Source organism: Actinomyces sp. 432, from assembly GCF_009930875.1.
In the GTDB taxonomy this organism is placed as follows: domain Bacteria; phylum Actinomycetota; class Actinomycetes; order Actinomycetales; family Actinomycetaceae; genus Actinomyces.
Genome location: NZ_CP025249.1, coordinates 2,320,612 through 2,333,536 on the forward strand (window position 1 = coordinate 2,320,612; position 12,925 = coordinate 2,333,536).

15 protein-coding genes are annotated in these 12,925 nt (G+C 69.9%); 1 reads left to right on the plus strand and 14 read right to left on the minus strand.

Annotation, left to right across the window (positions count from 1 at the left end; genetic code table 11):
• Positions 1–26 precede the first annotated feature (26 nt).
• Positions 27–584: a mycothiol transferase gene (locus tag CWT12_RS09675; protein ID WP_161924632.1), complete on the plus strand. Its 558-nt coding sequence runs from the start codon at positions 27–29 to the stop codon at positions 582–584.
• A 16-nt stretch (positions 585–600) separates the two neighbouring features.
• On the opposite strand, the gene CWT12_RS09680 is transcribed toward CWT12_RS09675, so the two are convergent.
• The 14 genes from CWT12_RS09680 to atpB form a co-directional block, all read right to left on the minus strand.
• Positions 601–1,788, minus strand: a complete 1,188-nt coding sequence (locus CWT12_RS09680; protein WP_237564404.1) for an N-acetylglucosamine-6-phosphate deacetylase — start codon at positions 1,786–1,788, stop codon at positions 601–603.
• Positions 1,789–1,995: 207 nt separating this feature from the next.
• Complete coding sequence (locus CWT12_RS09685) at positions 1,996–3,237, minus strand: DNA glycosylase AlkZ-like family protein (RefSeq protein WP_161924634.1); 1,242 nt, start codon at positions 3,235–3,237, stop codon at positions 1,996–1,998.
• Between the two features lie 107 nt (positions 3,238–3,344).
• A complete protein-coding gene (nucS, locus tag CWT12_RS09690; RefSeq protein WP_161924635.1) occupies positions 3,345–4,040 on the minus strand; it encodes an endonuclease NucS in 696 nt (231 codons plus the stop codon).
• A gap of 143 nt (positions 4,041–4,183) precedes the next feature.
• The gene (locus CWT12_RS09695; RefSeq protein WP_161924636.1) at positions 4,184–5,029 is read right to left on the minus strand and encodes an SDR family oxidoreductase; all 846 of its coding nucleotides are present in this window, start codon (positions 5,027–5,029) and stop codon (positions 4,184–4,186) included.
• 245 nt (positions 5,030–5,274) lie between these two features.
• Positions 5,275–5,676: a DUF2550 family protein gene (locus CWT12_RS09700; protein WP_161924637.1), complete on the minus strand. Its 402-nt coding sequence runs from the start codon at positions 5,674–5,676 to the stop codon at positions 5,275–5,277.
• A 9-nt stretch (positions 5,677–5,685) separates the two neighbouring features.
• A complete protein-coding gene (locus tag CWT12_RS09705; protein ID WP_442862528.1) occupies positions 5,686–6,021 on the minus strand; it encodes a F0F1 ATP synthase subunit epsilon in 336 nt (111 codons plus the stop codon).
• A gap of 16 nt (positions 6,022–6,037) precedes the next feature.
• Complete coding sequence (gene atpD, locus CWT12_RS09710) at positions 6,038–7,489, minus strand: F0F1 ATP synthase subunit beta (RefSeq protein ID WP_161924638.1); 1,452 nt, start codon at positions 7,487–7,489, stop codon at positions 6,038–6,040.
• Positions 7,490–7,585: 96 nt separating this feature from the next.
• Positions 7,586–8,530, minus strand: a complete 945-nt coding sequence (locus tag CWT12_RS09715) for a F0F1 ATP synthase subunit gamma (RefSeq protein ID WP_161924639.1) — start codon at positions 8,528–8,530, stop codon at positions 7,586–7,588.
• 5 nt (positions 8,531–8,535) lie between these two features.
• Entirely contained in the window at positions 8,536–10,167 is a 1,632-nt protein-coding gene (gene atpA / locus CWT12_RS09720; RefSeq protein ID WP_161924640.1) for a F0F1 ATP synthase subunit alpha, read from the minus strand.
• Between the two features lie 87 nt (positions 10,168–10,254).
• Positions 10,255–10,578 (minus strand): F0F1 ATP synthase subunit delta, encoded by a 324-nt coding sequence (locus CWT12_RS14050; protein ID WP_237564133.1) that lies wholly within the window; start codon positions 10,576–10,578, stop codon positions 10,255–10,257.
• Positions 10,575–10,943 carry a hypothetical protein gene (locus CWT12_RS14055; RefSeq protein ID WP_237564134.1) on the minus strand — a complete coding sequence of 123 codons (369 nt, stop codon included), beginning with the start codon at positions 10,941–10,943 and terminating at the stop codon, positions 10,575–10,577. Before CWT12_RS14055 ends, CWT12_RS14050 begins: the two co-directional genes overlap by 4 nt.
• Complete coding sequence (locus CWT12_RS09730; RefSeq protein WP_337247888.1) at positions 10,858–11,673, minus strand: F0F1 ATP synthase subunit B; 816 nt, start codon at positions 11,671–11,673, stop codon at positions 10,858–10,860. Before CWT12_RS09730 ends, CWT12_RS14055 begins: the two co-directional genes overlap by 86 nt.
• Positions 11,673–11,879: an ATP synthase F0 subunit C gene (atpE, locus tag CWT12_RS09735; protein WP_136193469.1), complete on the minus strand. Its 207-nt coding sequence runs from the start codon at positions 11,877–11,879 to the stop codon at positions 11,673–11,675. Before atpE ends, CWT12_RS09730 begins: the two co-directional genes overlap by 1 nt.
• Positions 11,880–11,974: 95 nt before the next feature.
• On the minus strand, positions 11,975–12,799 hold the full coding sequence (atpB, locus tag CWT12_RS09740; RefSeq protein WP_161924641.1) for a F0F1 ATP synthase subunit A: 825 nt from the start codon (positions 12,797–12,799) through the stop codon (positions 11,975–11,977).
• Positions 12,800–12,925: the final 126 nt, after the last annotated feature.

A 12,925-nucleotide genomic window follows, 5' to 3' on the forward strand; every position in this document is an offset into this window, starting at 1 on the left:
CGCCGACCCGCGCCTACCGTGGGGGCATGAGCGAACTCACCGACTCCCCTGCATCCCCCAACGCCTACCTCGAGCTGCTACTGGCCTCACTGGACCGCTCCCGCGAGCGCTTCGACCGCGCCCTCGACGACGTGAGCCTGGAGCAGGCGAACACGCAGCCCACCCCGCAGCTCGCCCCGCGTATCGACTCCCTGAGCTGGCTGGCCTGGCACACCGCCCGGGAGATCGACCTGCAGATCTCCGCCCTGGCGGGCACCGAGACGCTGTGGACATCCCGTGGCTTCAAGGAGCGTTTCAACCTGCCCCTGCCCGATGACACCGAGGACTGGCGCCACACCCCGGAGCAGGCGGCACTGGTGCGCGTGGAAGACCTCACCGTCCTGACCAGCTACCTCGACGCCGCCTATGACCTGGCCCGCGACTACCTGCGCTCACTGCACCCGCAGGCGCTTGAGGAGGTCATCGACCGCGCCTGGACGCCGCCGGTGACTCGCGGGGTGCGGCTGGCCTCGATCATCGACGACGCTGCCCAGCACTCCGGGCAGGCCGTCTACACCCACCGGCTGCTGGGTCTGCCCGGCTGAGCGACCCTTGCCCGCGTCAGTCCACCGCCTCACCGCGGCGGAACACCGTGACCGGGTTCAGGTCCGCGTCGGTTACCACCACGTCGGCCCATAGACTGGGCTCCAGTGCGCCGACGGAGTCCTCCCCGAGGATCTCCGCGCCCTGGCAGGAGGCGGCGAAGACGGCGTCAACCAGGTCAACCCCGCCGCGCCAGGTGGTGCGCACGACGTCAATCAGGTGCGCCGTGCTGCCGGCCAGTGCCCCGCCCTCGGCCAGGCGGGCCACCCCGGCGGAAACCGTGACGGCCTGGGAGCCGAGCACGTAGTCGCCGTCGGGCACGCCGGCGGCGGCGAGCGCGTCGGTGATCAGCACGACGTTCTCCCGCCCAAGCGTCTCAAACATGTCGCGCACGATGGCGGGGTCCAGGTGGACGCCGTCGCCGATCAGCTCCACAATGCACTCCCCGCTCGCCGCGGCGGCCAGGAACTCGGGTACGGGTCCGGGCTTGCGGTGGTGCATGGGGCGCATGCCGTTGAACAGGTGGGTGGCGGTGGCGCGGGCGGAGCGAGCCGGCTCACTGGACGCCGCGCGCGCGGCGATGCGGGCGGAGGCGTCGGCCAGGGCGGCGCGCACGGGGGCGGCCTCGGCATCGGTGTGGCCGAAGGAGGGCAGTGCGCCGCCGTCGATCAGCGCGGCGACCACGCCGTCGTCGCCCGCGATGTGCGGCTTCTCGGGGGCGATCGTCATGGTGGCCACGTGTCCGCGGCCGAGCTCGATCAGCTCGCGGGTGAGGGCGGCGTCGGGGTCCGTGATGTACGTGGGGTCCTGAGCGCCGCAGCGCTCGGCGGACACGAACGGTCCCTCGAAGTGGATCCCGGCGAGCTCCCCGGCGTCGCACAGGTCGGCCAGTACTCGCGTGCGCGCCTTGAGCACCTCCGGGGCGGCGGTGACGCAGGAGGCGACCAGGCTCGTCGTTCCGTGCCGGCGGTGCTCACGGACGGCGGTCATGGCCTGGGCGCGGGTCTCAGCGTTGGGGAAGGACTCCCCGCCACCGCCGTGGCAGTGCACGTCAACCAGGCCGGGCAGCAGGTAGCCGCCCGCCGGGGCGCTGCAGGCCGAGGCAAGCAGATCCGCCCAGCCGGCCCGAGCGGCCTCCGTGGCCGGCCCGACCCAGGCGAGGTGACGTGCGGCGATGACGACGACACCGTCGTCAATGATCTGCATTGGTGTGACCACGCGTCCACGTAGGGCGAAGGGGGTATCGGCGGCTGCGGCGGAGGCCGCGGTGGAGCGCGGCTTGGAAGAGACCGACGCGGAGCCTGTGGGTGTGGCGGCACTGCTCATGCAGCGAGTCTACCGCAAGAACCCACAGACATCAGATGTCTGTTGTCTTGCCGGGTTGGTTCCGCTGCGGCCGCCAAGCCGCGGCATTCAGCGGCTCAGTCTGCGCTCCACGCGTCGCACCACCCGGTCCACCGCGGCCTCCAGCCGAGCCGAGCGGCGGGCGCCGTCGGCCCACAGCAGCCCCTCCCCCACGGGACGCACGGCCACCACTCGCCCCCGGTCCACCAGCAGCGGCCGGAACATGCCGTTGGCCGCCGGGCAGATCAGCCGCTCCCCGGCGGCGTCGGTCAAGCAGAGCCGGTCCTTGTAGCCCACGTGCAGTTCGTCGAAGGAGGGCAGGAACAGGGTGCGGCCGACGGCGCGCGCATTCGCCTCCAGCAGTTCGGGCAGGTCGGCGCGCAGGTAGAGCACGTCGCGCCCGGGCCCCGCCCCCGCATCGGCTCCGAGCAGCCGGACGCTCCCTCGCAGCCCGCCCTCCGCACGGGCGCGCACCAGCGGCACGCGAGCGGCGGCCGGGTCCACCGGGTAGGCGGCGGCGTTCGTGACTTCTACGGCGTCCTCGAGGGCGCGCGTGGCCTGCGCCAGTGGCAGCGTGGTCCAGCGGGCGAGGTCGGCGGCACTCACCGGCCCGTGACTGGCGGCGTAGCGGCGGGCGATCTCCGCCAGGGCGGCGCGATGCCCGCCGGTGCCGTGCGCCGCTCCCCCACTGCCGCCGGGCCCGGTTTCGGCGCCCGGCAATGCTCGCGCGTCCACGATCAGGTGCTCGTTGCCGCGCCTGGGCCCCTGCACCAGTACGCCCTCACGCTGCAACCGCACCAGCAGGTGCCGCCGGTGCCAGGTCCCCGGGGTGGATGCGTCCGCCGAGTCAAGCAGGCCGGCCTCCTGCCAGGCCTCGATCAGTCGGGAACGCGCCGTCGGCCCCTCCGCCTGTATGAGTGCCAGAGCGGTATCGGCGGCGCTCCGCAGGAGAGCGTCGTCGATGCCCAGGCGCTCCTCGCTCTGTCGCGTCCAGGCATCGGTGCGGTGCATGAGTGCCTCGCGCAGCCAGTGGTGATCGGCGGTGGTAGTGATGTGGACGGTGCCGCGCATGGGCCAGGAGCGCACCAGGTGGCCACCGGCGAATGCGGCGTCGACGTCGGAGCCGGTGGCGCCGTCGGCGCGGATGATCAGCGCGTGGGGCACCGCGGAGGGCTGCTGGCCCTGCATGGCCAACTGGCGGCGCACCGCTTCGACGACGTCGGGGGCGGTGGTGGCGGGGACGAGCCCCTGGGCGAGAATGCGCAGGTAGGACATCTCGCGCGGGGCGGCGACGGGGCGTGCGGCGGGCATGGGCAGATGTTAAGCGCCCAGCGAGGGTGCGGCACGACGAGGACAGATAACGGCGCACGCGCCGTGATTCCAGCCCGGTCCCGTGCCGCCGGGGTGGTGCCTGCCGGTCAGAAGAGCCGTGAGGAGGGGTCGTCCAGGCCGCGCATGGCGTCGTAGTCCAGCACCACGCAGCGGATGCCGCGGTCCTCGGCCAGCACGCGCGCCTGCGGCTTGATCTGCTGGGCGGCGAACACCCCGCGCACCGGCGTCAGCAGCGGGTCGCGGTCGAGCATGTCCAGGTAGCGGGTCAGCTGCTCGACGCCGTCGATGCCGCCCACCCGCTTGACCTCCACGGCCACCGCGGCGCCGGCGGCGTCACGCACCAGCAGGTCGACCGGGCCGATGGGTGTGGGGTACTCGCGGCGCACCAGGCGGAAACCGGGGCCGAGCACCTCCACCTGCTCGGCGAGCAGCTCCTGCAGGTGGGCCTCGACCCCGTCCTTGGTCAGTCCGGGGTCGACGCCGAGTTCCACGCTGGTGTCCGAGACGATCTCGAACAGGCGGATGACCAGGCGGTCGTCGGTCTTGGCGGCGGTCACCTCCCAGCGGGCCGTAACGCCGACCTCGGTGTCCTCCTCATCCGGGGCGACCTCCGTCAGGCGCGCGGGCGGACTCATCCAGTTCAGCGGCTTGTAGGAGCCGCCGTCGGAGTGGACCAGTACCGAGCCGTCCGCCTTGACCATGATCAGGCGGGTGGCCCGGGGCAGATGAGCGTCCAGGCGACCGGAGTAGTCCACGGAGCAGGAAGCAATGACGACGCGCACCCCGGCAGCCTACCCGCACCCCTCGCCCCGGCGCTCACTCATCCGGTCGGCACCCCACTCACCGAAACCGGCACTTGTAACACGCCGAAACCGGCACTATTGACGCACCGAAACCGGTCGCCATGACGCGGCGGCGCTGTCTCTCAGTTCGCCCCGCCCGCGGACAGCGGCCCGTAGTACCAGGAGGCGGTGACGCCGCCGTCGGCCAGCACATCCGTGCCGTTGATGTATCCGGCCTCGGGCCCCATGAGGAAGCCGGCCAGCGCGGCGATCTCATCGGGTGTGCCCGCGCGCCCGGCCGGAGACAGCTCGAGCTGCTTGCGGTAGCCGGCGCCGCGCGGCCCCTCGAGCTCGTCGCGCGCCAGCGGCGTAATGACGATTCCGGGGCTGATGGAATTGATGCGGGCACCGCGCTCACCCCAGGTGACGGCGTTGGCCCGCACGCGCAGGCCGTTGGCACGCTTGGACATCTGGTAGGCGTGCAGGGTTGAAGTCACGGCGCCCTCAGCGAGCATGGGCAGTGCGAGCAGCTCGTCCACGGGGGTGGTCGCCAGCAGGGCGTCCTGCTCACGGGTGAGCGCGGGCATGCGGTAGCCGGACTGGCTGGAGATGACGACGCCGGAGCCGCCCGGGGCGATGACCTTGCCGAATTCCTCCAGCGCGACGGCGAAGCCGTACAGGTCTACCCGCAAAATAGTGGGGATGTCGGCCTGCGACGGCGAGACTCCTCCGGCGAGGATGACGCGGGTGACTGGCCCGAGTGAGGCGGCGTGCTCCGCAAGGGCCCGGATGGAGGCGGGATCGGCCAGGTCCGTCGTCGTCGCCTCGGCGCTGTAACCGGCGTCGAACAGCTGCTCACGGACCTTCTGTGCGTTCTCCAGCCGCAGGTCGGCGACGACGATGTGGCCGCCGTTGGTGACGCGGCGGGCGATGGCGGTGCCGATGGCTCCGGCACCAAGCAGGACAGTTACGGGACGTTGTGTACTCATGGCATCGATTGTTGACCCGGTGAGCCGCTGCCCCTAGCGACTGGGCAGGCATTGTCAAAGGGGGGTCTGGCTGTGCCCCTGTAACCGCCTCTGTGCCGTGGCGGTAGCCCTCCTGGAGGAGCGCGGTGCACGCACCACCATGTCGACCGGTCTCGGTGCGTTACTTGTGCCGGTCTCGGTGCGTTACTTGTGCCGGTCTCGGCGAAGGGGTGGGGCGGCGCAGAAGAGGAGTAGGGGCCAGAGCGCTAGAAGAGCGTGGGCTGGGAGGGAGCCGCCGACTCGATCCAGGCGACCAGCGCGGAGTGGGAGTCCTCCACCATGGCCAGTTCGAAGCGCTCCCCGCGGTACTTGCACGGCACGTCCACCACGTGCCCGCCCTGGCCACGGTGGTGCACCGGGCCGAGCTCAAGGTCATCGCGCCTGAAGCGACGACGGCGACGCAGCCCGAAGGAGACAAGCCGGTGCCACTCCAGATCGTCGTCGCCGAATACCGCGATACCGCTGATCCAGCGCGCACTTCCCTGCGGGCGCAGCGCGCATTCGAAGGACCCGACCCGCCCGGCCAGAAAACGCAGCCGCAGGAGAAAACCTCCGGTGAGGGCGATGACCACTAGCGCCACGGCGACGACCACTTCCCACACCGGCATGTCTCCCCCTCAGTCCCGCATGCCTACGCCCGGAATCACGATTGTCTCGGCCAGGACGTCGCTGACGGTGACGCCGGAGTCGGTGGTCTCCGCGCCGGCGGCGTCCGCCGCCACGGTGACCACATCCGCATAGACGGAACAGAATCCTCCGGCCACCGGCACGCTGACTTCCTGACCGCCGTCGGCCGGGGCGATCCGCACGTCGCCGCGCCCGAGCACCGCCAGGATGGGCTGGCGCCCGGGCAGCACGCCGAGCTCGCCGTCGGGCAGCGGCACCGAGACCCGGGTGGCCCTACCCGCCCAGGCCTCGCCCCCGTAGCGGGAGACCACCTCCACTTGAAGCATGCGTTCACCGGGCATATCAGGCATCCGCCATCTCTGCCGCGCGGCGCTCAAGATCCTCGATGCCGCCGATGTTGAAGAACGCCTGCTCGGGCAGGTGGTCGTAGTCGCCCTCGGTGATGCGGCGGAAGGCCTCGATGGTCTCCGCCAGCGGTACCGTGGATCCGGGCACGCCCGTGAACTTCTCCGCCATGTAGGTGTTCTGGGACAGGAACTGCTCGATACGCCGCGCCCGGCCCACGGTGACCTTGTCCTCCTCGGAGAGCTCATCCACGCCGAGGATCGCGATAATGTCCTGCAACTCCTTGTTCTTCTGCAGGATGGACTTCACGCGGGTGGCGACGTCGTAGTGCTCCTGGCCCACGTACTGAGGGGCGAGCAGCCGGGAGGTAGAGGCCAGCGGGTCCACCGCCGGGTAGATGCCGCGGGAGGCGATGTCGCGCGACAGCTCCGTGGTGGCATCCAGGTGGGCGAAGGTCGTGGCCGGGGCGGGGTCGGTGTAGTCGTCGGCGGGCACGTAGATCGCCTGCAGCGAGGTAATGGAGTGCCCCCCGGCCGAGGTAATGCGCTCCTGCAGCTGCCCCATCTCATCAGCCAGGTTGGGCTGGTAGCCGACGGCCGACGGCATGCGGCCCAGCAGGGTGGAGACCTCCGAGCCGGCCTGGGTGAAGCGGAAGATGTTGTCGATGAACAGCAGCACGTCCTGGTGCTGGACGTCGCGGAAGTACTCCGCCATGGTCAGCGCGCTCAGTGCCACCCGCAGGCGCGTACCCGGCGGCTCGTCCATCTGCCCGAACACCAAGGCGGTCTTGTCAAAGACGCCGGCCTCCTCCATCTCACCGATCAGGTCGTTGCCCTCACGGGTGCGCTCGCCGACGCCGGCGAACACTGACACGCCGCCGTGGTTCTGGGCGACGCGCTGGATCATCTCCTGGATCAGGACCGTCTTGCCGACGCCGGCACCGCCGAACAGGCCAATCTTGCCGCCCTGTACGTAGGGGGTGAGCAGGTCGATGACCTTGATGCCGGTCTCGAACATCTGCTCCTTGGGCTCTAGCTGCTCGAAGGCCGGCGGCTGGCGGTGGATGGGCCAGCGCTCGCTGATCTCCAGGCGCTCACCCGCGGCGAGGTTGAGTGCCTCACCGGTCACGTTGAAGACGTGCCCGAGGGTGGCGTCTCCGACCGGCACGGAGATCGGGGCGCCAGTGTCGCGTACCTCCGAGCCGCGCACGAGCCCGTCGGTGGGCTTGAGCGAGACGGCGCGCACGATGTTGTCACCCAGGTGCTGGGCCACCTCGAGGGTGATCTCATGGGCGACGTCGCCCTCACCGGTGGCGTTTACGGTCACCTTCAGCGCGTTGTACATCGCCGGGATCGCGTCCGGCGGGAACTCGACGTCGACGACGGCGCCGATGATCCGGGTGACGTGCCCGATGGCGGGGGTGTTCCCTTGGGGAGTCGTGTCGGTCATGATGCGTTCTTCCGTATCCGTTCTGCCAGAAGCTGCGGTGGTCGGTGGGTGAGTGGCTTTGATGCGCGGGTCCGCCGGGCGTCATCTGCCGGGCCGCTATTGCGAGCCCAGGGCGTCCGCTCCCGAGACGATCTCGGTGATCTCCTGGGTGATGTCTCCCTGGCGGGCGGCGTTGGCCAGGCGGGTGTAGGTGGCGATGAGGTCCTCGGCATTGGACGTTGCCGTGTGCATGGCCTGCTGACGGCTGGCCAGCTCGGAGGCGGCAGCCTGCAGCAGGGCGTTGCGGATGCGGCTGCGCACATAGCGGGTGAGCAGGGCGTCCAGGACGGCATCGGCGCTGGGGGTGAACTCGTACAGGGGTCGGGCTCCGGTCCGCTCGGCCCGCACGCGCTCGACGTCGGGGGCCAGGTCCTCCCGGTTCAGCTCGCCGGGGCCGTCCACGTCCACGACTTTAAGTGGCAGCATGCGCCGCACCTCAGGCACCTGGGAGACCATTGACACGAAGCGGGTGAAGACGATGTGCACCTCTGCCACGCCGCCGGCCTCCGGGCTGGACAGGAAGTAGTCCAGCATGACCGTGGCGACCTCCTCGATGGAGGAGTCGGTGGGCCGGTCGGACTCACCGGTCCAGGAGAACTCCACGGGGCGGCCGCGGAATGTGAAGTACGCCGCGGCGCGCCGCCCGTAGGTGAACAGCACCGGCTCCTTGCCGGCGTCAACCAGCTGCTCGATCAGCCGCTCGGTCTCCCGCAGGATGGTCGCGGAGTAGGCGCCGGCCATGCCCCGGTCCGAGGTGAGCACGAGGATGGCCACCCGATTGGTGTCCTCCCGCTCCCGGGTGAGCGGGTGGTCCAGGGCGGCGTGAGTGCCGACGGCGGCGACCGCCTGGCTCAGGGCGTGGTCGTAGGGGCCGGCCTCCTGGGCGTTATTGCGTGCGGAACCAATCCGGGAGGAGGCGATCAGCTCCATGGCCCGGAAGACCTTCTGCAGCGTCTGGGTGGACCGGATACGCTGTTTGTAGATGCGCTGGTTCCCTGCCACGTCGGTCAGCCCCTCTTGACCACGATCTGCTCGGCGGTGTGCTCAGCAGGCACCTCTTCCTCAGGCGCCTCGACCTCGCCGGAGAGCATGCGCCCGCCGGCCAGGTAGGTGGTGCGGAAGGACTCCACGGCTCGGCGCAGCGCCGCCTCGGTGTCCTCGTCCAGGCGGCCAGTGGTCCGGATGGTGTCCAGGATGTCGGTGTTGCGACGCAGGTGGTCCAGCAGGCTGCGCTCAAAGGGCAGCACATCGGCGACGTCGAGGTCATCGAGGTAGCCGTTGGCGCCGGCCCAGACGCTGGCGACCTGGTCCTCCACGGCGTAGGGGGTGAACTGCGGCTGCTTGAGCAGCTCCATGAGCCGCTCGCCGCGAGTCAGCTGCTGGCGGGTCGTGGCATCCAGGTCGGAGGCGAACATGGCGAAGGCCTGCATCGAGCGGTACTGGGCCAGCGTGATCTTCAGCGTGCCGGCCACGCTCTTCATCGCCTTGATCTGGGCGTCCCCACCCACGCGGGAGACCGAGATGCCCACGTCGACGGCGGGGCGCTGGTCCGCGTTGAACAGGTCGGACTGCAGGAAGATCTGCCCGTCGGTGATGGAGATGACGTTGGTGGGGATATAGGCGGACACGTCGTTCGCCTTCGTCTCGATGATGGGCAGGCCGGTCATCGAGCCGGCCCCCAGCTCGTCGGAGAGCTTGGCGCAGCGCTCCAGCAGCCGGGAGTGGAGGTAGAAGACGTCACCGGGGTAGGCCTCGCGGCCCGGCGGACGGCGGAGCAGCAGGGACACGGCACGGTAGGCCTCCGCCTGCTTGGACAGGTCGTCGAACACGATCAGCACGTGCTTGCCACCGTACATCCAGTGCTGGCCGATCGCGGAGCCGGTGTAGGGCGAGAGGTACTTGAAGCCGGCCGGGTCGGAGGCCGGGGAGGCCACGATTGTGGTGTACTCCAGGGCGCCGCGCTCCTCCAGCGTGGCGCGCACGGAGGCGATGGTGGAGCCCTTCTGGCCGGTGGCCACATAGATGCAGCGCACCTGCTGGTTCGGGTCCCCGGTCTCCCAGGCTGCCTTCTGGTTCAGGATCGTGTCCAGGGCGATGGCGGTCTTGCCCGTCTTGCGGTCGCCGATGATCAGCTGGCGCTGTCCGCGGCCGATCGGGATCATAGAGTCGATCGCCTTCAGGCCCGTCTGCAGCGGCTCGTGCACGGACTTGCGGGCCATCACGCCGGGGGCCTGCAGCTCCAGGGCGCGGCGCCCCTCGGCGGCAATCTCACCGAGCCCGTCGATGGGGCGGCCCAGCGGGTCGACGACGCGGCCGAGGAAGGCATCCCCCACCGGAACCGAGAGGACCTCTCCGGTGCGGTGCACGACCTGGCCCTCGTCGATTCCCGAGTAGTCCCCCAGGATGACCACACCGATCTGGCGCTCGTCCAGGTTCATGGCCAGGCCGGCGGTGCCGTCCTCGAAGGTGAGCAGCTCGTTGGCCATCGCCCCCGGCAGCCCCTCCACCTGGGCGATTCCGTCTGCGGCGAAGACCACGTGCCCGATCTCCTCGGCCGCCACCTGCGTCGGCCGGTAGGAATCGACGAACTCCTCCAGGGCGGAGCGGACGTCCTCCGCTGCGATGGTCATGTCAGCCATCTGTCGTCTCCTTCGCGTTTGGCTTGCTGCTTTGCTCGCAGCGGTTCATTTGGCTTGTGCATGCAGAATCCGTCCCTGCGACCTGCGTCATCCGGTCAGACTGCCGCGCAGTTCCGCGAGCGAGTGGCGCATGGTGCTGTCCATGACGAGGTCGCGTACCACCACCCGCACGCCGCCGATGACCTCCGGATCCACTTCAAGGTTGAGCTCCACGTCGAATCCCAGCCGGCGGACCAGGATCGCGCGCAGGCGGGCCTGCTGCGCCGTCGTCAGCGGCACTGCCGCGACGACGTCGGCGATGACCCGGTTCTGCATGCCGGCGGCCAGCTCCGTGACGCGCCTGAGGTTGTAGGGCACCCCGCCTACCGCGACCTCCGGCTGGTGCCGCACGCACCAGGCCACCAGGGTCATGGCGGGTGGGAGATGCGCGAGGCGAACAGGCGGTGTGCCAGGCGCACCCGCGCGTCAGTGCTGGTGCGTCGGGCCGGCTCCAGCGCCTGGCGGATCTCCCGGTTGGCGGCGACCTCCCGGGCGACGGCGAAGACCTCCTGCTCGACGTCGTCGAGGGTGCCGCCGGCCTGCGCCCCGGACAGGATCGCCTGGATACCCAGGTCGTGCAGCGCACTGATCAGGTCGACGGCCCGCGACCAGCGGCCGCGCACCATCCCCTGCAGCAGCTCGACGACGCGCTCATCCGCCCGCCCGGTGAAAAGGCGGGCGGCCAGGGCGGCCTTGTCCTCCGGCTCCCGGTTGGGATCGGTCAGGGGACCGCGCAACGGGTTGGAGGCGATCTCGTGGGCCACGGCGAGGATCTGCTCTCCGAGCTGCTGCCCCTGCGCCCCGGCGGCGGCCAGGACGGGCGCCCAGGCCTCCTCGGTGAGCGCACGGGTGGCTGAGGTGCCGGCTTTCACCGGACTGCCCCGCCCGCGCGGACCAGGCGGGACTGACCGGCTTGTGCTCAAGCTCGTCGAGGAAGCGGTCGATCACCCGTCCGGACAATTCGGCGTCGGCCAGGTGCTCGCCAACGAGCTTCTCCGCCAGGTCGGTGGCCAGCAGGCCGATGTCGGAGCGGAGCGAGATCTGGGCGGCCTGCTTGTCGGCCTCGATCTGCCGCTCGGCGGACTCCATGGCGCGGCCGGCCTCGCCCGCGGCCTCGGCACGGGCGTCGGCGATGATCTTGTCCGCCTCCGCCTGCGCCCGCTCCCGGATCCGGGCCGCCTCCAGGCGGGCGTCCTCCACCAGGCGGGTGGCCCGGGCCTCGGCGTCGGACTGCTCCTCCTTGGCCCTCTCCGTCAGCGCCAGGCCCTCCTCGATCTTCGCGGTGCGCTCATCTAGCACGGCGTTGAAGCGCGGCAGGGCGTACTTGACCAGGACGACGGCGATGAGCAGGAAGCACAGCGTGCCCCACACCAGATCAGCCAGGTGCGGCACGAACAGGAAGATCCCCTCGGGGGCCCCGGAGGCCGCCGCCACGAGCGTACCGACTGACATCTTGGCCACGACCATCAGCTGAAGACGAAGCCGGCGGCGAACCCGAGCAGACCGAGCGCCTCAATCAGGGCCGCGCCGATGAACATGTTGGTGCGCAGGACGCCGGCCACCTCGGGCTGGCGGGCCGTGGACTCCTGGGTCTTGGCCACGACCATGCCGATACCGAGGGCGGGACCGACGGTGGCAAGGGCGTATCCGATCGTCGCGATAGAACCGGTGATTCCCATGTGGTTTCTCCTCGTGTTGGTGGGTGCCGAAACGTGTTACTGGACTGGTTGGTGGACTGGGTCTTGCTGGATTGGGGCTGCGGCTGGGTTCAGTGCATGTGCACCGAGGACTCGATGTACACGGCGCTGAGCAGCGCGAAGATGTAGGCCTGCAGGGCGGCGACGAAGGCCTCGAACAGTATGAAGACGATACCCGCCGCGAAGGTAATCGTGCCCAGGACCTTCAACTGCGCCGTCGCGTAGACGAACAGCGCGTTGGTGGCCAGGAAGCACAGCGATAGCAGCAGGTGTCCCGAGATCATGTTGGCCATGAGACGCACCGTCAGCGTCAGCGGCCGGAGCACGAAGGTTGACAGGAACTCCACCGGCACGATCAGGGGGTAGAGGAACCCGGGAACGCCGCTTGGGATGAGCGAGCCCTTGATGAACTTGCCCGCCCCGTTGGCGCGTACGCCCGCGTAGACGAAGGCGATGTAGGAGACCATGGCGAACACGAGGGGCATGCCGACCACACCGGTGGAGGCGATCTGCAGCCCGGGCAGGATGCCGGAGATGTTCAGGAAGAACACGCCCAGGAAGATCGTGGTGATGATCGGAGCGTACCGGGCGCCGTACTTCTCCCCGAGGATCTCCACCGCGATGTTCTTGCGCACGAACTCCAGCAGCATCTCCAGCACGTTCTGCATGCGCCCCGGCACCACCTTGGCGCGGGCCGCACCTATCCCGAACAAGGCCACCAGCACCAGGGTCATGATGATGCGCACTAGCATGACCCGGTTGAGTTCAAAGGGTGTGCCCACCAGCGCGAAGGCCTCGGGGTAGAAGTCGTCGAGCGAGGGGGGCTCGAATCCGCCTCCGTCACTCGCCGGCGCGATGACGGCCAAGCCGGCCGCCAGGCTCGAGCTCGTTGTCACCGGACCTCCTCGGGAACGATTAAGGACTTAGAGGCTCCGTAACGCCGCCAGGGCAACCGGTACGGGCACCTAGCGGTCAGGCTACTCCCCTCTCGGGCACACAACCCTACCTGCATTCTGCCCCGA

Coding starts and splice junctions, on each gene's coding strand:
- CWT12_RS09685 (WP_161924634.1), bottom strand. CDS start 3,237: ATGCCCGCCGCACGCCCCGTCGCCGCCCCGCGCGAGATGTCCTACCTG.
- CWT12_RS14050 (WP_237564133.1), bottom strand. CDS start 10,578: ATGACCCTGGTGGCCTGGTGCGTGCGGCACCAGCCGGAGGTCGCGGTA.
- CWT12_RS09730 (WP_337247888.1), bottom strand. CDS start 11,673: ATGGTCGTGGCCAAGATGTCAGTCGGTACGCTCGTGGCGGCGGCCTCC.
- CWT12_RS09700 (WP_161924637.1), bottom strand. CDS start 5,676: ATGCCGGTGTGGGAAGTGGTCGTCGCCGTGGCGCTAGTGGTCATCGCC.
- CWT12_RS09705 (WP_442862528.1), bottom strand. CDS start 6,021: ATGCTTCAAGTGGAGGTGGTCTCCCGCTACGGGGGCGAGGCCTGGGCG.
- CWT12_RS09680 (WP_237564404.1), bottom strand. CDS start 1,788: ATGCAGATCATTGACGACGGTGTCGTCGTCATCGCCGCACGTCACCTC.
- CWT12_RS09675 (WP_161924632.1), top strand. CDS start 27: ATGAGCGAACTCACCGACTCCCCTGCATCCCCCAACGCCTACCTCGAG.
- atpA (WP_161924640.1), bottom strand. CDS start 10,167: ATGGCTGACATGACCATCGCAGCGGAGGACGTCCGCTCCGCCCTGGAG.
- CWT12_RS09695 (WP_161924636.1), bottom strand. CDS start 5,029: ATGAGTACACAACGTCCCGTAACTGTCCTGCTTGGTGCCGGAGCCATC.
- atpD (WP_161924638.1), bottom strand. CDS start 7,489: ATGACCGACACGACTCCCCAAGGGAACACCCCCGCCATCGGGCACGTC.